Origin of the sequence: Pseudomonas sp. LD120 (assembly GCF_009861525.1) — a bacterium.
In the GTDB taxonomy this organism is placed as follows: Bacteria; Pseudomonadota; Gammaproteobacteria; order Pseudomonadales; family Pseudomonadaceae; genus Aquipseudomonas.
This window is the reverse complement of record NZ_WVHL01000001.1, coordinates 388,415-406,716: the sequence shown is the minus strand read 5'-3', so window position 1 is coordinate 406,716 and position 18,302 is coordinate 388,415. Positions and strand designations below refer to the sequence as shown.

The 18,302-nt window shown below is 63.0% G+C and carries 14 protein-coding genes; 3 read left to right on the top strand and 11 right to left on the bottom strand.

Annotated features, from left to right (window positions below):
- Positions 1 to 20: 20 nt before the first annotated feature.
- From PLD_RS01970 to PLD_RS01950, 5 genes are all read right to left on the bottom strand, one after another.
- The gene (locus PLD_RS01970) at positions 21 to 2,450 is read right to left on the bottom strand and encodes a TonB-dependent siderophore receptor (protein WP_159889305.1); all 2,430 of its coding nucleotides are present in this window, start codon (positions 2,448 to 2,450) and stop codon (positions 21 to 23) included.
- A gap of 178 nt (positions 2,451 to 2,628) precedes the next feature.
- Complete coding sequence (locus PLD_RS01965; RefSeq protein WP_159889303.1) at positions 2,629 to 3,606, bottom strand: FecR domain-containing protein; 978 nt, start codon at positions 3,604 to 3,606, stop codon at positions 2,629 to 2,631.
- Positions 3,603 to 4,121: an RNA polymerase sigma factor gene (locus PLD_RS01960; protein ID WP_159889301.1), complete on the bottom strand. Its 519-nt coding sequence runs from the start codon at positions 4,119 to 4,121 to the stop codon at positions 3,603 to 3,605. The genes PLD_RS01965 and PLD_RS01960 overlap by 4 nt, the downstream gene beginning before the upstream one ends.
- A gap of 238 nt (positions 4,122 to 4,359) precedes the next feature.
- Positions 4,360 to 5,067, bottom strand: a complete 708-nt coding sequence (locus tag PLD_RS01955; RefSeq protein WP_159889299.1) for a PolC-type DNA polymerase III — start codon at positions 5,065 to 5,067, stop codon at positions 4,360 to 4,362.
- Positions 5,068 to 5,077: 10 nt separating this feature from the next.
- Entirely contained in the window at positions 5,078 to 7,012 is a 1,935-nt protein-coding gene (locus tag PLD_RS01950; RefSeq protein ID WP_306110119.1) for a putative nucleotidyltransferase substrate binding domain-containing protein, read from the bottom strand.
- Positions 7,013 to 7,262: 250 nt separating this feature from the next.
- On the opposite strand from PLD_RS01950, the gene PLD_RS01945 reads away from it, so the two are divergent.
- Positions 7,263 to 7,709, top strand: coding sequence for a response regulator (locus PLD_RS01945; RefSeq protein WP_159889297.1), 447 nt, complete (start codon positions 7,263 to 7,265; stop codon positions 7,707 to 7,709).
- A 78-nt stretch (positions 7,710 to 7,787) separates the two neighbouring features.
- Here the strand turns inward: PLD_RS01945 and PLD_RS01940 are convergent, their stop codons facing one another.
- On the bottom strand, positions 7,788 to 9,965 hold the full coding sequence (locus PLD_RS01940; protein ID WP_159889295.1) for a malate synthase G: 2,178 nt from the start codon (positions 9,963 to 9,965) through the stop codon (positions 7,788 to 7,790).
- A gap of 532 nt (positions 9,966 to 10,497) precedes the next feature.
- On the opposite strand from PLD_RS01940, the gene PLD_RS01935 reads away from it, so the two are divergent.
- Complete coding sequence (locus PLD_RS01935) at positions 10,498 to 11,016, top strand: glycine cleavage system protein R (RefSeq protein ID WP_159889293.1); 519 nt, start codon at positions 10,498 to 10,500, stop codon at positions 11,014 to 11,016.
- A 225-nt stretch (positions 11,017 to 11,241) separates the two neighbouring features.
- On the opposite strand, the gene rarD is transcribed toward PLD_RS01935, so the two are convergent.
- The 5 genes from rarD to PLD_RS01910 form a co-directional block, all read right to left on the bottom strand.
- Positions 11,242 to 12,129, bottom strand: a complete 888-nt coding sequence (gene rarD, locus PLD_RS01930; RefSeq protein WP_159889291.1) for an EamA family transporter RarD — start codon at positions 12,127 to 12,129, stop codon at positions 11,242 to 11,244.
- A 252-nt stretch (positions 12,130 to 12,381) separates the two neighbouring features.
- Entirely contained in the window at positions 12,382 to 13,356 is a 975-nt protein-coding gene (locus PLD_RS01925) for a serine/threonine protein kinase (RefSeq protein ID WP_159889289.1), read from the bottom strand.
- A 156-nt stretch (positions 13,357 to 13,512) separates the two neighbouring features.
- A complete protein-coding gene (locus tag PLD_RS01920) occupies positions 13,513 to 15,414 on the bottom strand; it encodes a PhoX family phosphatase (RefSeq protein ID WP_159889287.1) in 1,902 nt (633 codons plus the stop codon).
- A gap of 83 nt (positions 15,415 to 15,497) precedes the next feature.
- Positions 15,498 to 16,262: a TOBE domain-containing protein gene (locus tag PLD_RS01915; RefSeq protein ID WP_159889285.1), complete on the bottom strand. Its 765-nt coding sequence runs from the start codon at positions 16,260 to 16,262 to the stop codon at positions 15,498 to 15,500.
- Positions 16,263 to 16,325: 63 nt separating this feature from the next.
- Entirely contained in the window at positions 16,326 to 17,066 is a 741-nt protein-coding gene (locus tag PLD_RS01910; protein ID WP_159889283.1) for a ComF family protein, read from the bottom strand.
- Positions 17,067 to 17,157: 91 nt separating this feature from the next.
- On the opposite strand from PLD_RS01910, the gene bioB reads away from it, so the two are divergent.
- Entirely contained in the window at positions 17,158 to 18,213 is a 1,056-nt protein-coding gene (gene bioB, locus PLD_RS01905; RefSeq protein ID WP_159889281.1) for a biotin synthase BioB, read from the top strand.
- Positions 18,214 to 18,302: the final 89 nt, after the last annotated feature.

The window sequence follows — 18,302 nt, the reverse complement described above, 5'->3', positions numbered from 1 at the left end:
CGGGTGGTTAACTCAACCGATTACCATTGATAGGTGGCGCTGGCGACCACGCTGCGCTGATCGCCGAAGTAGCAGTAGGAAGCGTCACAGGTGGACAGGTAGTCCTTGTCGAACAGGTTGCTGGCGTTGAGTTTCAGCGACGCACCCTTGAGGCTGTTGTCCAGGCGGCCCAGGTCGTAGTGCACGGCGGCATCGAACACTGTGTAGGCGTTGGCCTTGCCCAGCCAGGTATTGCCCTGGTCGCCATAGGTATTGCCGGTGTAGCGGGCGCCGGCCCCCACGCCGAAGCCGTCGAGCATGCCGGTGTGCCAGGTGTAGTCGGTCCACAGGGAGGCTTGTTGGTTGGGCATCAGTTGCAGGCGGTTGCCTTTGTAAATGCCTTTTTGCACCTCGGACTTGGCCAGGGTGTACGCCGCGATGACCTTGAGGTTGTCGGTCACGTCGGATACCGCTTCCAATTCCAGGCCTTTGACCTTCACTTCGCCGGTCTGGTTGGTGATCGACTCGCCTCCTGCTCCGATGCTGGTCACCAGGACATTTTTCTGTGTCAGGTCATAGATCGCCGCGCTCAGCAGCGTGTTCGACCCCGGCGGCTGATACTTGATGCCCAGTTCCCACTGCTGGCCCTGCGTGGGCTTGTACGATTCGGTCGGCGAGACGCTGGCGTTGCTGGCGGGCTGGAACGACTCGGCGTAGGACAGGTAAGGCACGACGCCCGAGTCGAAGACATAGCTCAGCGCCGCATTGCCACTGAAGTTCTTGCTGCGATCGGTGTTGGTCACGTCATTCTTGTTGAGGTAGGTGGTGCCCTGGTGCACCCAGTCCTCACGGCCACCCAGGGTCAGGCGCCATTGGTCCAGGGCCATCTGGTCCTGGACGTAGAGGCCAGTCTGGATGGTTGTCTGGTCGTAGTCGTAATAGGCGCCGGCGCGCGCCGGGCGGACGATTGGCTGGCCGTAGACCGGGTTGAAGATATTGGTTTTGCCCCCGTCGCCATAGATCGACAGGTATGAAGTGCTGGTGCGCTGGTGATCCAGGCCAATGAGCACGGTGTGCTCGATGTCGCCGGTGGTGAAGTTGGCCTGGACGTTGTTGTCGACCGCGAACTGGCCGATGTCCTCGTTGACGTTGGTCGAGGTACGGCTGATGTTGCCCGCCGCGTCAGCCGGGGCGTAGGCGTAAGAGCCCACGGTCAACTGCTGGAAGGACAGCTCCGACTTGGTGTAGCGCAGGTTTTGGCGGAACTGCCAGATGTCGTTGAAGCGGTGCTCGAAGGCGTAGCCCAGGGCGTAGTAAGTACGGTCGTAGAATTCGTAGTCCGGGTCGCCCAGGTTCTTGTGATGGGAAACCTCACCCAGTGGCGACTTGATCTTGGTGCCCTGGATCGGCATGAACTGGCTGGTGGCGCCGGTATCGTCGCGGGTGAACTGGGTCAGCAGGGTCAGGCTGGTGTCGCGATCGATGTTCCAGGTCAGGCTGGGGGCGATGTTGTAGCGCTTGTTGTCGATGTGGTCGACCTGGGTGTCGGCATCGCGCACCACGCCGCTGAGCCCGTAGAGGAACTGGCCTTGATCGTCGATCTTGCCGGTGCTGGCGAAGTTGATCTGGCGGTAGTTGTCGCTGCCGTACTGGATCTGCACGGCATGGCTGGTGTCTGCGCTGGGGCGGCGGCTGACCATGTCCAGCAGGCCACCCGGCGGGGTCTGGCCATACACCGAGGACGCCGGGCCGCGCAGCAGGGCCAGGCGGTCGAGGTTCCAGGTTTCGGCTTTCGGGTTGGCATACACGCCGCGGGGCAGGGGCAGGCCGTCGAGGAACTGGGTGGGCTCGAAGCCCCGGACCCGCATCCAGTCGTAGCGGGTGTCGCTGCCGTAGCTGGCAGAAACAATCCCGGGCATGTAACGCACGGCATCGTCTAGGTTCTGGACGTTGCGGTCTTCCATCTGTTGGCGGGTGGCGACGGAAATCGAGCGCGGCGCTTCAACCAGCGCGGTGTCGGTCTTGGTGCCGGCGGCGGTGCGTGTGGCGAGGTAGCCGTCGACCGGGCCCCAGGCACTTTCGCCAGCCTGTTGGCCGGTGATGTTGGTTTGCGCCAGGGTCACCACATCGTCGGTGATCGCCACCAGGCTGTAGCTGCCGGCGCCGCTGCGTTGCAAGTACAGACCGGTACCGCGCAGGGCTTCGCGCAAGGCGCTCGGGGCGTCGAACTGGCCATTGACTGGAGCCGAGGTCTTGCCTGCCGCCAGAGACGGATTCAGGCTCAGGGCCAGGCCAGCCTGACTGGCAATCTGGTTCAGGGTGCTGGCCAGGGGCGCGGCCGGCAGGTCGTAGGCGCGCACGCTGGACGCTTGCTCGGCGGCCATCAGTCCTTGGCTGGCCAGCGGGGCGCAGAGGGCGATGGCGACAGCCAGCAGGCTGGGGCGTAACAGGGTGTCTAGCGAGCGGGACATAGGGCGGCTCCTGAATGTAAAACTTTCGCAATTGCCTAGGTGCCGCACGAGATTGGAAAAGTGATAGGGCGGATTGAAAATAATTTAGATTCAAATTGGTGGGGTGACTCGCCGGCCAGCCAGCCCCTGCCGAGACGGTGCAGGAGCCGGCTGGCTGGCGAAGGCCGCGAAACCGACCTCAGCGCTTGGCGTCGGCCTTGGCCGCCACGGTCACCCACCAGTCGGTGTGCCGCTCGATCGTCACCGGCAGGGTGGGCAACAGGGCATTGAGCGCCAGGTCAGTGTCCTGCAGCGGAAAGCTGCCGGTAATGCGCAGGTCGGCCACTTCCGGGGCGACGCCCAGGTAGCCGCGACGGTAACGTCCCAGCTCCTTGATCAGGTCACCCAGGCGCGCGTTGTCCACCACCAGCATGCCCCGGCTCCAGGCGTCGGCCCCCGGATTCAGGGGGGGCAACGGGTTCAGGCCATCGCGGTGCATCAGCACTTGCTGGCCCTGCTTGAACACGTGCTCGTCCTGAGCGGCTTGCGGTCGTGCCGCCACCGCCGATTGCAGCACCCCGAGGCGCGTGCCCCGGTCTTCACGCTGGACCAGGAACCGCGTGCCCAGGGCGCGCATCCTGCCGTCGCGGGTTTCGACGATGAAGGGGCGGCCGTCGTTGTGCCCAGTCTCGATGAGGATCTCACCTGCCTGAAGCACGATTCGCCGCTGCTGTTCATCGAAGCGCACATCCAGCGCACTGTGGGTGTTGAGGTTGATCCGCGTGCCGTCGCTCAGGCGCAGGGTGCGCTGCTCACCGGTGGCGGTACGTTGCTCGGCCAGCCAGTAATCCACTGGCAGGTAACGCTCCCCGGCAAACAGCGCCAGCCCGACCACCAGTGCCACACTGGCGAACCCACGTCCCAATTTGCGCACCTGCCGGCGCAGGCCTTCGCGCGATTGCAGCAAGGCGTTGCGCGCAGGCCCCGAGGCGACGCTGAAGCGCTGGTCGAGCATGCTCAGCTGGCGCCAGGCCCGGGCGTGTTCTTCATGGGCGGCGTGCCATTTGGCGAACTCTTCGCGCTCCAGTGCGCTGGCGCCGCCATCCAGGGCCAGTTGCCAGGCGATGGCCGCGTCCAGCACCTGGGCCGAGACCGGTTTGGAACTGATGGGGGTCATAGCGGTTCCCCATACAGGGCGATGTAGCACTGGCGAATGCCCTGGGCAAGGTACTGGCGCACCCGCGGCACCGAAACCCCGAGTCGTGCGGCGATCTCGGCGTGGCTCAGGCCGTCGAGGCGGTTATAGAGGAAGGCCATGCGTGCCTTGCTGGAGAGTTTGCCCAGCAGGCGGTCGATGGCCTTGAGGTCTTCGAGGATCATCTGCTGCTCCTCCGGCGAGGGGTGCTCGCTTTCGGGGATCAGCATCAGTTCGTTGAGGTAGGCCTGTTCCAGGGCTGCGCGGCGGAAATGATCGAACAGCAGGCCCTTGGCAATGGCCAGCAGAAAGGCCCGTGGCTCCCGGGGCGCTTTGAGCCCGTCGCGGCCCAGCAGCCGAACGAAAGTGTCTTGGCTCAAGTCCTCGGCCCGTTGCGCGCAGGCCACGTTGCGCCGCAACCAGCCCAACAACCAACGGCGGTGGTCGCGATACAACGCGCCAACCAGCTCATTGCGAGGGCTTTGGACTGACGACAAGGGGGAGCACCCATCAGAAGTTTAAAATAACGAGAATTATTCGCGATTGTGGCAGAGGCGAAACCGCCGCGCAATTGGCGCTGGTCGGTGGCCTGCTGGCAGGCGCTGGGCACTGATGAATGCCGCCGGGGGCCTGCGCCCGCAGGGGCAGGTCATGAACTCCAACTGCGCCGATGCGATAGGCCGGGCAAAGCCTGGGCTCAGGGGGACGGCGCTGCCCGGGGCGGAGGGTCGAGGACTAGAACGAGGGCGCCTGCTGGCGGCGCTTCCACTGGCTCAGGCGCTGTTGCAGGTCCAATGGGCTGTCGATCTGCTGTTGGCGTGCGCGATTGAACAGGATCAGCGCCAGCTCCGCAGTGGCCAGGGCGTCGGCCGCGGCGTGGTGGCGTTCCACCACATGCAGATTGAACCACTGGATCCAGTCATCGAGCCCGGCTTCACGAAGATGAGCCTGAGGGCACAGCAAGGGCGCCATGTCGGCGACGTCGAGGAAGCGCTGTTGCAGACGGTAGCCCAGGCTGTCCTTCAATGCCCGGCCGAGCATGTGCTGGTCAAAGGGGGCATGAAAGGCCAGGAGCGGGCTGTCACCGACGAACTCCATGAACGCCAGCAGGGCCTCCACCGGATCGCAGCCGGCGGCGATGGCGCTGGGCCCCAGGCCATGGATCAGCACGCTGGGGCTGAGCTTGTGGCCTTCGCGTTGCAGGGTGCGTTCGAATTGCTGGCTGAAGTCGATGGCGCCGTCCTCGATCACCACTGCGCCGATCGACAGTACCTGGTCGCGGTTGAGATTGAGGCCGGTGGTTTCCACGTCCACTACCACCCAGCGTTGTTCCCGCAGGCTGCACTCACCCCATTGGGTGAAGCTGGGTAGGCGGTCGCGGCGTTGTTGTTGCTCGGTGCTCAGGGCGCTGACGGCGGGACGGAACCAGGCAAACAGACTCATGACTGATAACTCATAACTGATAGCGTAGGGCCAGACTGCTTTGCAGGCGCTGGGCCTGGCGCAGGGACTCGCGCAGGATGCGCCGGTCCAGGTGATTGAGGCTGTCGGGGTCGACGCGATTGGAATAGGGCTGGTTTTCCCGGGTCTGGCGTTGGTGTTGCTGCATGCGGGTCTGCTGGATGAAGTGGTAGGCCTCTTCATAGGCGGCACCGTCCAGGGGGTCGATGACTTGCTTGGACACCAGTTGGCGCAGGCGCTCCAGGGTGTTGATGGCGCCGATGCCGTTGGCCAGGGCCAGCAGCCGGGCGCCATCGACGAAGGGCGTGAGGCCCTGGACCTTGAGGTCGAGGGTGGCCTTTTCGCCGTTCTTGCGGGCCAGCACGAACTCGCGAAAGCGCCCCACCGGCGGGCGTTGGCGCAAGGCGTTTTCCGCCATCATGCGCTGGAACAGACGGTTGTCGCCCACTTGGTCGAGGATGGCCCGGCGCAGTTGTTCGGCGCCTTGCTCATCGCCCCAGACCACCCGCAGGTCGAAATAGATGCTCGAAGCCAGGAGGTTTTCCGGCGTTGCCTCGCGGATGAAGGCGGCAAAGCGTCGGGCCCATTCGGCGCGGGACAAGCACAGCTCGGGGTTGCCGGCCATGATGTTGCCCTTGCACAGGGTAAAGCCGCACAGCGCCAGGCTTTGGTTGATCTGCTGGGCGATGGGTAGCAGCTGGCCGCGGATCTCTGCGGCGTGGGCCGCGTCCCGGGCTTCGAACAGGATGCCGTTGTCCTGGTCGGTGTGCAGGGTCTGTTCGCGCCGGCCTTCGCTGCCGAAGCACAGCCAACTGAAGGGCACGCCGGGGTCGCCCTTGTCCGCCAGGGTCAACTCGATCACCCGGCATACGGTGTGGTCGTTGAGCAGGGTGATGATGTGGGTGATCTGGGTCGACGAGGCGCCGTGGGCCAGCATGCGTTCCACCAGTTGGCCGATCTCGCCCCGCAGCGCCACCAGGTGTTCCACCCTGGGAGCATTGCGGATGGTCCGGGCCAGGTGCACCAGATCGACCCGTTGCAGGGAAAACAGGTCGCGCTCGGAGACCACGCCGCACAGGCGCTGGTCTTTCACCAGGCATACGTGGGCGATATGGCGCTCGGTCATGGCGATGGCGGCGTCGAAGGCACTGTGGTCCGGGCTGAGGAAGAAAGGGGCCTGGGTCATGTGCTGTTCGATGGGCTGGTTGAGGTCCTGGGTGCGGTCTGCGACTACCTGGCGCAGGTCCCTCAGGGTGAAAATCCCCAAGGGCGCCTTGTGCTCGTTCACCACCACGATGCTGCCTACCTGTTGCTCGTGCATCAGCGCCACGGCCTCACGCAGCGGCATCTGTGGGGAGCAGGCGACCGGATGACGCATGGCCAGCTCGCCCAGGCGGGTGTTCAGCGAGTATTGGGTGCCGAGGGTTTCCACGGCCTTTTGCTTGACCTGCTGATTGACCTGATCCAGCAGGCTGCTGACTCCGCGCAAGGCGAAATCGCGGAATTCGTCGGACAAGGCGAAGAGTTTGATGAAGGCGCTTTTGTTCAGTTGCAGGCAGAAGGTGTCTTCGGCAGCTCGATGTTCGGTGCGGGTCGCCCGTTCTCCGAGCAGGGCGGCCAGGGGAAAGCACTCGCCGGTGGTGATCTCGAAGGTGGTTTCGGTGCTGCCCTTGGCGGCGTGGGTACGCTCGCCGACCACGCGGCCCTGCTTGACGATGTAGAAGTGTTCGACCGGGCCGTCGGCCGGCTTGATGATGCTGTCGCCCGGGCCGTAGAAGCGCAGTTGGCATTGTTCCACCAGGTAGGCCAGGTGGGTGTTTTCCATCTGATTGAAGGGCGGGAATCGCTGCAGGAACTGGATGGTCCCTTGAATGTTTTGCAACACCGCGGTCTTCCCGGCCTGGGTGAAGGCGTCCGCTTTACTCATAACGATTACCGCAGTCTTTTTGGATTTATTGTGGTCGTATCACGGCAATGGTCGGCCTCCAGGTAGCCAGTGCCCATTGGACGTAAGTCTAGGTCGCGAGGCAGTGGGCTTTAAGGGCGCAGCGAGTAATGCAAAAAAGGCTTATTCAAGGTGCTTGGCAAATTTTCCGACGAAGTGCACATTGAAGATCTGCTTAGCGATGTCTGACCACTTTGCTAGGGGATTGGTCCGTTCATGTGTAGAGAAACGTATGTCCGATCACGATATTTTGAGCGACGCCGAGCGCGAGGCGCTGAGTGCGGTCATGCTGGAACCCGACCTGCCGGCTCAGCGGGTGTTGATCGTTGATGATGATCGGGAAGCGCGAGAGTTACTGGCGGAGATTCTTGGCCTGGACGGTATCCATTGCCTGACCGCTGCCAGTGGCAAGGCCGCACTTCAGATGCTCGAGTCGAACAAGTCCATCGGCTTGCTGGTTACCGATCTGCGCATGGCCCCGTGCGGTGGCCTGGACCTGATTCGCCGGGTGCGTGAGTCGGAGCGGGCGGCGTTGCCGATCATCATCATCTCTGGTGACGCCGATGTGCGTGACGCCATCGCCGCCATGCACCTGAGCGTGGTGGACTTCCTGCTCAAACCCATCGACACCGACAAGCTACTGTGCCTGGTCAAGCACGAACTGGGCTTGGTCCTGTAGCGTCCGTTTTTTCCGATCGGCATGAAAAAGCCCCAGTCTTGCGACTGGGGCTTTTGCGTTTTTGCGGCGTGCGAAGTCTTACAGACCGTTCTTGGCCTTGAACTCGCGACGACGACGGTGCAATACCGGCTCGGTGTAGCCGTTTGGCTGCTGGGCGCCTTCGATTACCAGCTCCAGTGCCGCCTGGAAGGCGATGTTGCTGTCGAAGTCTGGCGCCAGCGGACGGTACAGCGGGTCGCTGGCGTTCTGCCGGTCAACCACGGGGGCCATGCGCTTGAGGCTTTCCAGCACCTGTTCCTGGGTCACCACGCCGTGGCGCAGCCAGTTGGCGATGTGCTGGCTGGAGATGCGCAGGGTGGCGCGGTCTTCCATCAGGCCGACGTCATTGATGTCCGGCACTTTCGAGCAGCCCACGCCCTGGTCGATCCAGCGCACCACGTAACCGAGAATGCCCTGGGCGTTGTTGTCCAATTCGTTCTTGATCTGCTCCGGCGTCCAGTTCGGGTTGGCCGCCAGCGGGATGGTCAGGATGTCGTCCACCGAAGCACGGGTGCGCTTGGCCAGTTCGGCCTGGCGGGCGAACACGTCGACCTTGTGGTAGTGCAGCACGTGCAGGGCGGCGGCGGTCGGCGACGGTACCCAGGCGGTGTTGGCACCGGCCAGCGGGTGGGCGATCTTCTGTTCGAGCATGGCGGCCATCAGGTCCGGCATGGCCCACATGCCCTTGCCGATCTGCGCGCGACCTTGCAGGCCGGTGGCCAGGCCGATGTCGACGTTCCAGTTCTCGTAGGCGCCAATCCATTTTTCGGCCTTCATGTCGGCCTTGCGCACCATGGCGCCGGCTTCCATGGAGGTGTGGATTTCGTCGCCGGTGCGGTCGAGGAAGCCGGTGTTGATGAACACCACGCGATCACTGGCGGCCTTGATGCAGGCCTTGAGGTTGACCGTGGTACGGCGCTCCTCGTCCATGATCCCGACTTTCAGGGTGTTACGCGGCAGGCTCAGCACCTCTTCGATGCGGCCGAACAGTTCGTTGGTGAACGCGGCTTCTTCAGGGCCGTGCATCTTCGGCTTGACGATGTACACCGAGCCGGTGCGGCTGTTCTTGCGCGAGGTGTTGCCGTTGAGGTTGTGGATCGCCGCGAGGCTGGTGACCAGGCCGTCGAGGATGCCTTCCGGCACTTCGTTGCCGTTCTTGTCGAGGATCGCGTCGATGGTCATCAGGTGACCGACGTTACGCACGAACAGCAGCGAACGACCATGCAGCTTCACCGGCTCGCCGTTGACACCGGTGTATTCACGGTCGGCATTCATGGTGCGGGTGAAGGACTTGCCGCCCTTGGCCACTTCTTCCGCCAGGTCGCCCTTCATCAAACCGAGCCAGTTGCGGTAGATCACCACCTTGTCGTCGGCATCAACCGCGGCAACCGAGTCTTCGCAGTCCATGATGGTGGTCAGGGCCGCTTCCATCAGCAGGTCCTTGACCCCGGCGGCGTCGGTCTGGCCGACCGGGCTTGCGGCGTCGATCTGAATCTCGAAGTGCAGGCCGTTGTGCTTGAGCAGAATCGCGCCAGGGGCTGCGGCATCGCCCTGATAGCCGATCAGTTGCGCGTCGTCGCGCAGGCCGCTGTTGCTGCCGCCCTTGAGGCCGACGACCAGCTTGCCGCCAACGATCTTGTAGCTGACAGCGTCCACGTGGGAACCGGCGGTCAGCGGCGCGGACTCGTCGAGGAAGGCGCGGGCGAAGGCGATGACCTTGTCACCGCGAACCTTGTTGTAGCCTTGGCCTTTTTCCGCGCCATCGGCCTCACTGATGGCGTCAGTGCCGTACAGCGCGTCGTACAGCGAGCCCCAGCGGGCGTTGGACGCGTTGAGGGCGAAGCGGGCGTTCATCACCGGCACCACCAACTGCGGGCCGGCCATGTGGGCGATTTCTTCGTCGACGTTTTGGGTGCTGGCTTGGAAGTCCGCGGCCTCTGGCAGCAGGTAGCCGATGTCTTGCAGGAAGGCTTTGTAGGCCACGGCATCGTGGGCCTGGCCAGCATGGGACTGGTGCCAGGTATCGATCCGCGCCTGGAAATCATCGCGTTTGGCGAGTAGGGCTTTGTTCTTCGGCGCCAGGTCGTGGATGACCTTGTCGGCACCAGCCCAGAACGCGTCGGCGGTGAGGCCGGTACCGGGAATGGCTTCGTTGTTCACGAAGTCGAACAGGACTCTGGCGACCTGCAGGCCACCGACTTGAACGTGTTCAGTCATTGCTTGCCTCACTCTGCTCAGCTATTTCGCTTTTCAGCTCTTCAAATTAACAATGAAGCCGGCGGCCATTTAAAGCACAACCCTGTTCACCAGTACATGCCATTGCTGGCGGCTGGGTGCTTCCAATCAACGGCAGAACCTTGCTGATGGGCTGTTGCGGGGGTTGTGATCAGGCCTTGGCTGACATCGCTCCAACGTTATGTAGTGCGCGCTGCGGCATACTACATGATCAATTGCGCTTGTGAAAATTAGACTAAATACGTCGTTCCGCGACTTAAGAATGCAGTGCGGTCACGCTGGGGAACGCAGTGTTTCCAAAAAGCTGGTGGATTGTTCCATATAAATACAAAAAGTTGTACACGATTTATATTTTGCCCTGCGCGCCCTCGTAGCCGGATTGCCGGCGAATGGGCCTTGCGGGCACTTTCGCTGGCAAGCCAGCGCCTACACAAGCTGCTGCGATATGGGCTGGAAGGCGCGGGGGATGAGGCTGCCTATAATTGCTCTTTCATCAAGCAAAGAGGGCTGCGCCATGGACCATCTCGTTCTCACGGTTTTCGCCCCGGACAAGGCCGGACAGGTCGAGCGCATTGCCCAGTGCATCGCCGAGCATGGCGGCAACTGGCTGGAAAGCCGTCTGTCGCGGATGGCCGGGCAGTTCGCCGGCATCTTGCGGGTCGGGGTTGCGGCCGAGTCCTACGATGAGCTGGTGGATGCTTTACACGGTCTGTCGGCCCAGGGCATTCGGGTATTGATCGCCGAAAGCGGCATTGAGCAGTCCTGCACCTGGAAACCCATCGCCATGGAGCTGGTGGGCAATGATCGTCCGGGAATCGTCAGGGATATCACGCGCTTGTTGGCGGAGCAGGGGGTCAACCTTGAACGGCTGGTGACCGAGGTGCGCCCAGCGCCCATGAGCAGTGAGCCGTTGTTTCATGCCGAGGCGATTCTGGCGGTGCCCCTGACTTTGTCCCTGGAGGTCTTGCAGTCGCGCCTGGAAACCCTGGCCGACGATCTGATGGTGGAGTTGGTGCTGCGCAGCGAGGTCTGAACCCCGTCCCGCAGGTTATCCCAGTAATCCGTGCATGCGCCTGTGGATAACCTGTAGAGACCCGTCGCCAGCCCAGTACAGCCGCGGCTTAGCGCGCTCTGATCAAAAAACCAGCAGTTTCAAGGGCTTGTGCACAAATGGCGGGGATCAGGTTGTGGATAACCTTGGGAAGAACCGCTGCAGGCCACGAATGGCCTGGCCTGCAGGGCGTTGCACGTTTATTGATCAGCGACGACCGCGCAGGCTGATCCAGGCATCGACGCTGTACACCGCCAGGCCGGCCCAGATGAACATGAACGCCAGCAGGGTGCTGGAGGACAGGTGTTCGCCAAACAGCAGCACGGCTTGGAGCAGTACCAGGGTTGGCGCCAGGTACTGCAGGAAGCCCAGGGTGGTGTAAGGCAGATCACGGGCGGCGGCGTTGAAACACACCAGGGGAACCAGTGTGACGGGGCCGGCGGCCACCAGCCACCAGGCTTCGGAACTGGTCCAGAAGGCCGCATGGGCACTGCTGGCATCCGGGTGCAGGAGCAGCCAGGCCAAAGCGATCGGTACCAGCATCCAGGTTTCCACCACCAGGCCGGGCAGGGCTTTGACTGGAGCCTGCTTACGGATCAGGCCGTAGAAACCGAAGCTCAGTGCCAGGATCAGCGAGACCCAGGGCAGGCTGCCCACTTGCCACACTTGCTGAGCCACCCCCACCGCTGCGAGGATCACCGCCAGCCATTGCAGCCGCCGCAGGCGTTCGCCAAGCAGCAGCATGCCCAGCAATACGTTGATCAAGGGATTGATGTAGTAGCCCAGGCTGGCTTCGAGCATGCGTCCGTTGTTCACCGCCCAGACATAGGTCAGCCAGTTGGCCGCAATCAGTGTGCCGCTCAGGGCCAGGATGGCCAGGCGCTTGGGGTTGTCGCGCAGCTCGCGCCACCAGCCGGGATGCTTCCACACCATCAGCAGCAGGGCGCCGAACAGCGCTGACCAGAGCACCCGGTGGATGATGATTTCCACAGCGGGCACGCTGGCGATGGCTTTGAAGTAGATCGGAAACAGACCCCAGATGATGTAGGCGGTCAGGCCCAGGATGTAACCGCGGCGCGGGTTGGCGGCTTGCATGCAGAGTCCTTGCTTAGGCAACTAACAAAAGCGCGATTGTAAGGAGAATTGTCTAGACCTGTCCTGACTTTTACGTCGCCCGTTTCTGTGAGGGGGTGCTGGTGGGCGAAGGCGAAGGTAAGGGCCGCTTGGCTGGCAAGCCCGCTCCTGCAAGCTGCTGCCATATCGAGGCGGACTCCGGTAGCAACGGGGTTGCCGGCGAAGGCCAGTGCCTGGCCTCTTCGTCGGTCAGTCGGTACCTGCAGGACGGATTCAGAACAGTTTGAGAGGTTCTTCGTTGAGGGCTGCCAACTGCTCGCGCAGCGCCAGTACCTGGTCGCCCCAGTAGCGCTCGCTGCCAAACCAAGGGAAGCTGCGGGGAAACGCCGGATCGTCCCAGCGCCGCGCGAGCCAGGCGCTGTAGTGCATCAGGCGCAGGGCGCGCAGTGGCTCGATCAGGGCCAGTTCCCGCGGGTCGAAATCATGAAATTCGCTGTAACCGTCCATCAGCTCCGATAACTGGCTCAGGCATTCCTGGCGGTCGCCGGCCAGCATCATCCACAGGTCCTGCACCGCAGGGCCCATGCGGCAGTCATCCAGGTCGACGATATGGAACGTCTCGTCACGGCACATCATGTTGCCGGGGTGGCAGTCGCCGTGCATGCGGATGTTCTGGTGCGGCGTGGCCTGGTAGACCTCTTCCACTCGTTTGAGCAGGTCTCGGGCCACGGACTCATAGGCCGGCAGCAGGCTCTTGGGCACGAAATTGCCTTGCAGCAGGGTCGCCAGGGAGTCGTGGCCGAAGTTCTTCACCCCCAGGGCTTCGCGGTGCTCGAAGGGGCGGGTAGCGCCCACGGCATGCAGGCGACCGAGCAATTGCCCGAGGCGATAGAGTTGATCCAGGTTGCCTGGCTCCGGGGCGCGGCCACCGCGTCGGGGAAACAGGGCGAAGCGAAAGCCTGCGTGTTCGAACAGGCTGGCACCGTCGTGGATGATCGGGGCCACCACCGGCACCTCGCATTCGGCGAGTTCGAAGGTGAACCGGTGTTCTTCCAGGATCGCGTCGTTGGTCCAGCGTTGCGGTCGGTAGAACTTGGCAATCAGCGGTTCGCCTTCGTCGATGCCCACTTGATAGACGCGGTTTTCGTAGCTGTTGAGTGCCAGAACTCGAGCGTCGCTGAGAAAGCCGATGCTTTCAACGGCGTCGAGAACCAGGTCGGGGGTCAGTGTTTCAAACGGGTGCGACATGCTTACTCCTGCGCGCAGCAGGCTGCCGCGTCCGGCCACGCATGGTAGCGCAGACGGCGGGCCAGCGGGGGAGGGTTTGCCAGCGGTTTTTACAGGGCAGCGGGTCCGCCGGCAAGCCGGCTCTACGGGTGCAGGGGCCGGCGTGGCGGGGGAGGGTCAGGCGCCGATGATGCCGCCATCTTCCCGGGTGATGGCCATCACCGAGGAGCGCGGTTTGCCATTGGGCCGGTGCTCGGGGAAGGTTGAGCCGCCATGTTCGCCCGGGTGCTGGATGCCCACGAACAGGGTCTTGTGGTCCGGGGCGAAGGCGATGCCGGTGACTTCGCAGCCCACCGGTCCGACCATGAAGCGGCGGATTTCGCCAGTGCCCGGATCGGCACACAGCATCTGGTTGTTGCCCATGCCGGCGAAGTCTCCGGCGTTGCTGACGTCGCCATCCGTCAGGATCCACAGGCGTCCGGCCTCGTCGAAACCCAGGCCGTCTGGGCTGTTGAACATGTTCTGCGGGGTGATGTTGGACGAGCCGCCCTTGGGCTGGCCGCCATGCACGCCGGGGTTGCCAGCCACCACGAACAGGTCCCAGGAGAAACTCATGGCGCCATGATCGTCGCCAGCGCTGCGCCAGCGCAGGATCTGCCCGTAGACGTTCTTCTCCCGCGGGTTGGGGCCGCCCACCGGCTGGCCGTCGTCACCGCGTTTGGCGTTGTTGGTGAGGGTGCAATAGACCTGGCCGTCCTTGGGGCTGACGACAATCCATTCCGGACGGTCCATGCGCGTGGCCTGGACCACGCTGGCGGCCAGTCGCGCCTGGATCAGCACCTGGGCCTGATCGGCGAAACCACTGCTGGCGTCGATGCCATGCTTGCCATGGCTCAGCTCGATCCACTGGCCCTGGCCCTTGGGTCGGTCCGGGTTGCCGTCGCCGGCGTCGAAACGCGCCACATACAAGGTGCCGTGATCCAGCAAGTCGCGGTTGGCCTTTGGGTTGCGGTGGTCGATCGTGTCGCGACTGATGAATTTGTAGATGAACTCACCGCGTTCATCGTCGCCCATGTAGACCACGGCGCGGCCGTCACGGGTTTCGGCCAGGGCGGCGTTTTCATGCTTGAAGCGGCCCAGCGCGGTGCGCTTGACCGGCGTCGACTGCGGGTCGAACGGGTCGATTTCCACCACCCAGCCATGGCGGTTGAATTCATTGGGGTTCTTCGCCAGCTCAAAGCGCGGGTCGTGAAGGTGCCAGTCGATTTCCTTGCTGGCCACCACGGCGCCGTAGCGTTTTTGCGTGGCATCGAAGGTCTGTGCGGCATCGCTGCTGCCAAAACAGTCGGTGAAGTTTTCTTCGCAGGTCAGGTAGGTGCCCCAAGGCGTCTTGCCGTTGGCGCAATTCTGGAAGGTGCCGAGGACGTCCTTACCCTTGGGGTCGGCGGCGGTTTGCAGCAGGGCGTGGCCGGCGGCGGGGCCGCTCAGGCGGATTGGCGTATTGCCGTGAATGCGCCGGTTGTAGCGCGACCCCTGGACAAACTGCCATTGGCCGTTCTGGTGTTGCACCTCGATCACCGACACACCCTCGCTGGCTTGAGCTTTGCGCACCTCTTCGGCCGATTGCGGCTGGCCACCGTGGGGATAGAGGTAACGGTAGTTGGTGTATTCGTTGTTGATTGCCATCAGCGCCCGCTGCTGGTCGTCCGGGAAGGCGAACAGGCTCATGCCGTCGTTGTTATCGCCGAACTGCACTTCCTGGGCCTGGGCGCTGCCGTTGCCGCTGGGGTCGAAGGCCGGCCCGTTCTTGGCCAGCGCCTGGCCCCAACTGATCAGCACCGAGGACTTGTAGCCCGGTGGCAGGGTGATGGTGTCGCTGGTGGCGGCGGCAATTGCGCTAAAGCCCAGCAATTGGCTATGGCCCGCACTGATACCGGTGGCCAGAGCGCTGCGGCTCAGCAGGCTGCCACCGAGAAACAGCGCCGCGCCACACAGGGCGCCGGCACCGATGAAACCCCGACGGCTGAGGCCGACGATCTGTTCCAGGTCGGTGGGTTGATCTTCTTCTAACAGGCTCATATCAGGCTCCCCGCGGATTTTTGCAGCCACCTTAATGAGCGCTTATGACGAACAGGTTGCAGCCAGAAGTCGTCCGGCCGTGATCAGAGCGGGGTGCCAAGCAGGACGAGAGACGGAGAGAACTGCACCTGGAGCGGTTTGCCGTCTGTCAGCTCAAGCGCCTTGAGCTGTAGGGGCTCGGCCAAGGCACATAAGGTCTGGCCGTTGGGCAGGGTGATTCTGACTTCGCAGGGGCCCTGTTCGGCGTCGAGAATCTGTTCGATCACCCCGTTCAGGCAATTGTATCCAGTTGTTACCGGGGTGTCGGCGGCGTGCAATTCCAACCAGCCGGCCTTGATCAAGGCCACCACTTCAGTACCAGGCCGCAGATCCAGGCGCTGGGTGCTGTCGTGGGTGATCTGCGCCTTGATGATCAGGCCTTCGGCCAGCGCCAGGCTGATCAGGTCGTTACAGCCGTGGGCGTCGATCCTCTGGACCTTGCCATGCAGTTGGTTACGGGCACTGGTGCGCAGCATCAGGCGCCCTAGCAGATCGAGGTCGCTGGTGTCTTCCGCAGCTTCCAGCACTTGGGCTTGCAGCGTTTGCAGGCGTTGATAGAGGCGCAATACGCGTTCGCCCTCGGCGGACAGTTTGGCGCCACCACCGCCCTTGCCGCCGACGCTGCGCTCCACCAGCGGGTTTTGCGCCAGGTTGTTCAGCTCGTCGATGGCGTCCCAGGCCGCCTTGTAGCTCAGGCCGGCGCTTTTCGCGGCACGGGTGATGGAGCCCTGTTCGGCAATGTGCTGCAACAGGGCAATGCGTTGTGGACGGCGGGCGATGTGCTGGGTCAGCAGAGTGGGCAGGGACATGGCTGGGACGCTTTGAACACCGGAGATGGAGGGGAGTTTGCCGCTTGAGCGATGAGAGTCAAGTCAGCCTGGGGTGTCCGCTTTTGCGGTTCTGGCCAGGCAATAGACATCAACCTGACGCGCCCCAGCATCGAGTAACAGGCGCGCCAGGGCCTGGGCGGTGGCGCCAGTGGTCAAGACATCGTCCACTAGGGCCAGATGCCGGCCTGCGACGGGAGCATCGGCGGCGAGGGCAAAGGCCTGGCGCAGGTTGCGCTGACGCGCCTTGGCGTCCAGACCTTGTTGCGCGGGAGTGTCTTGAATGCGCTGGAGCCAGTGAGGTTCCACCTGCAATTGCAGGTGTTCCCCCAGCCACCGGGCAAGCATGACGGCCTGGTTGAAGCCGCGTTGGCGCAGGCGTTGATGTGACAGTGGTACGGGCAGCAGGCCGTCCGGCCGGTCTAGCCCCTCATCGAAGCGAAATTGCAGGAATTGGCCGGTAAGTTCGGCCATCAATCGGCCAAAGGGCCATTGTTCATGGTGTTTGAAACGACTGATCAGGCTGTCCAGCGGAAACTCGTAGCACCAGGGGGCGACCACCCGATGAAACGCCGGAGGGTGTTGTTGGCACTGGCCACAGACCTGTCCGGCGGCAGGCAAGGGCAAGGCGCAGACGCCGCATTGGGTGCCGAGCCAGGGCAGTTCGTCCAGGCAGGGGGCACACAGGGCCAGGGCTGTTTCGCTGGGCTCATCACAAAGCAAACAGTTTTGGTTATTATTTAACCAGATGTAAACCTGGCCTTTGTATTCGGGTTGACAGTGCATGGCGCTTCCTTAAATATGCCGAACATCCGTGTCGCGGCTGTGGGCTTTCCCTGTTCAGCGCCGCTTGCCAAGCATAATCAAGGAATCGCCCATGAGCGCCAGCACCACCGTCAACCTGCGTCATGATTGGACTTTGGCTGAAGTCAAAGCCCTGTTCGTTCAGCCCTTCAACGATTTGCTGTTCCAGGCGCAGACGGTGCACCGCGCGCATTTCGATGCCAATCGGGTCCAGGTTTCCACGCTGCTGTCGATCAAGACCGGTGCCTGCCCGGAAGATTGCAAATATTGTCCGCAGTCCGGCCACTACAACACTGGCCTGGAAAAGGAAAAACTCCTTGAAGTTCAAAAGGTGCTGGAGGAGGCCGCCCGGGCCAAGGCGATCGGTTCCACACGTTTTTGCATGGGCGCCGCCTGGAAGCACCCGTCGGCCAAGGACATGCCTTATGTGTTGGAAATGGTCAAAGGCGTGAAAGCCATGGGCCTGGAAACCTGCATGACCCTGGGGCGTCTTGATCAGGAGCAGACCGAGGCCCTGGCCACCGCGGGCCTGGACTACTACAACCACAACCTCGACACCTCGCCGGAGTTCTACGGCAGCATCATCACCACCCGCACCTACAGCGAGCGCCTGCAGACCCTGGCCTATGTGCGCGACGCGGGGATGAAGATCTGTTCTGGCGGCATTCTTGGCATGGGCGAATCCCTGGATGACCGTGCCGGTTTGCTGATCCAGTTGGCCAACCTGCCGGAGCACCCGGAATCGGTGCCGATCAACATGTTGGTAAAGGTGGCTGGCACGCCGCTGGAAAACGCTGAGGACGTGGACCCGTTCGACTTCATCCGTATGCTCGCCGTGGCACGGATCCTCATGCCCAAATCCCATGTGCGCCTGTCCGCCGGTCGCGAAGCGATGAACGAGCAGATGCAGGCCCTGGCGTTCTTCGCCGGCGCCAACTCGATTTTCTATGGCGATAAACTGCTGACTACCGCCAACCCCCAGGCCGACAAGGACATGCAACTGTTTGCCCGCCTGGGCATCCAGCCCGAAGCCCGTGAAGAGCACGCCGACGAAGTACACCAGGCGGCGATCGAGCAGGCCCTGGTTGAGCAAAAAAGCAGCGAGCAGTTCTACAACGCCGCCGTCTGACCCCTGTAGCCGCTAGCGCGGGCTGCGATCGCCCGGAGGGGGCATGAGGATCTTGCACACGTCGAGGTCCCGCGCAGCCATCACGGCCT

What these genes read in the sequence shown, in the direction of transcription:
- PLD_RS01970 (WP_159889305.1), bottom strand. Translation starts at nt 2,450, where the DNA reads ATGTCCCGCTCGCTAGACACCCTGTTACGCCCCAGCCTGCTGGCTGTC.
- PLD_RS01965 (WP_159889303.1), bottom strand. Translation starts at nt 3,606, where the DNA reads ATGACCCCCATCAGTTCCAAACCGGTCTCGGCCCAGGTGCTGGACGCG.
- PLD_RS01955 (WP_159889299.1), bottom strand. Translation starts at nt 5,067, where the DNA reads ATGAGTCTGTTTGCCTGGTTCCGTCCCGCCGTCAGCGCCCTGAGCACC.
- PLD_RS01950 (WP_306110119.1), bottom strand. Translation starts at nt 7,012, where the DNA reads ATGAGTAAAGCGGACGCCTTCACCCAGGCCGGGAAGACCGCGGTGTTG.
- PLD_RS01945 (WP_159889297.1), top strand. Translation starts at nt 7,263, where the DNA reads ATGTCCGATCACGATATTTTGAGCGACGCCGAGCGCGAGGCGCTGAGT.
- PLD_RS01940 (WP_159889295.1), bottom strand. Translation starts at nt 9,965, where the DNA reads ATGACTGAACACGTTCAAGTCGGTGGCCTGCAGGTCGCCAGAGTCCTG.
- PLD_RS01935 (WP_159889293.1), top strand. Translation starts at nt 10,498, where the DNA reads ATGGACCATCTCGTTCTCACGGTTTTCGCCCCGGACAAGGCCGGACAG.
- rarD (WP_159889291.1), bottom strand. Translation starts at nt 12,129, where the DNA reads ATGCAAGCCGCCAACCCGCGCCGCGGTTACATCCTGGGCCTGACCGCC.
- PLD_RS01925 (WP_159889289.1), bottom strand. Translation starts at nt 13,356, where the DNA reads ATGTCGCACCCGTTTGAAACACTGACCCCCGACCTGGTTCTCGACGCC.
- PLD_RS01920 (WP_159889287.1), bottom strand. Translation starts at nt 15,414, where the DNA reads ATGAGCCTGTTAGAAGAAGATCAACCCACCGACCTGGAACAGATCGTC.
- PLD_RS01915 (WP_159889285.1), bottom strand. Translation starts at nt 16,262, where the DNA reads ATGTCCCTGCCCACTCTGCTGACCCAGCACATCGCCCGCCGTCCACAA.
- PLD_RS01910 (WP_159889283.1), bottom strand. Translation starts at nt 17,066, where the DNA reads ATGCACTGTCAACCCGAATACAAAGGCCAGGTTTACATCTGGTTAAAT.
- bioB (WP_159889281.1), top strand. Translation starts at nt 17,158, where the DNA reads ATGAGCGCCAGCACCACCGTCAACCTGCGTCATGATTGGACTTTGGCT.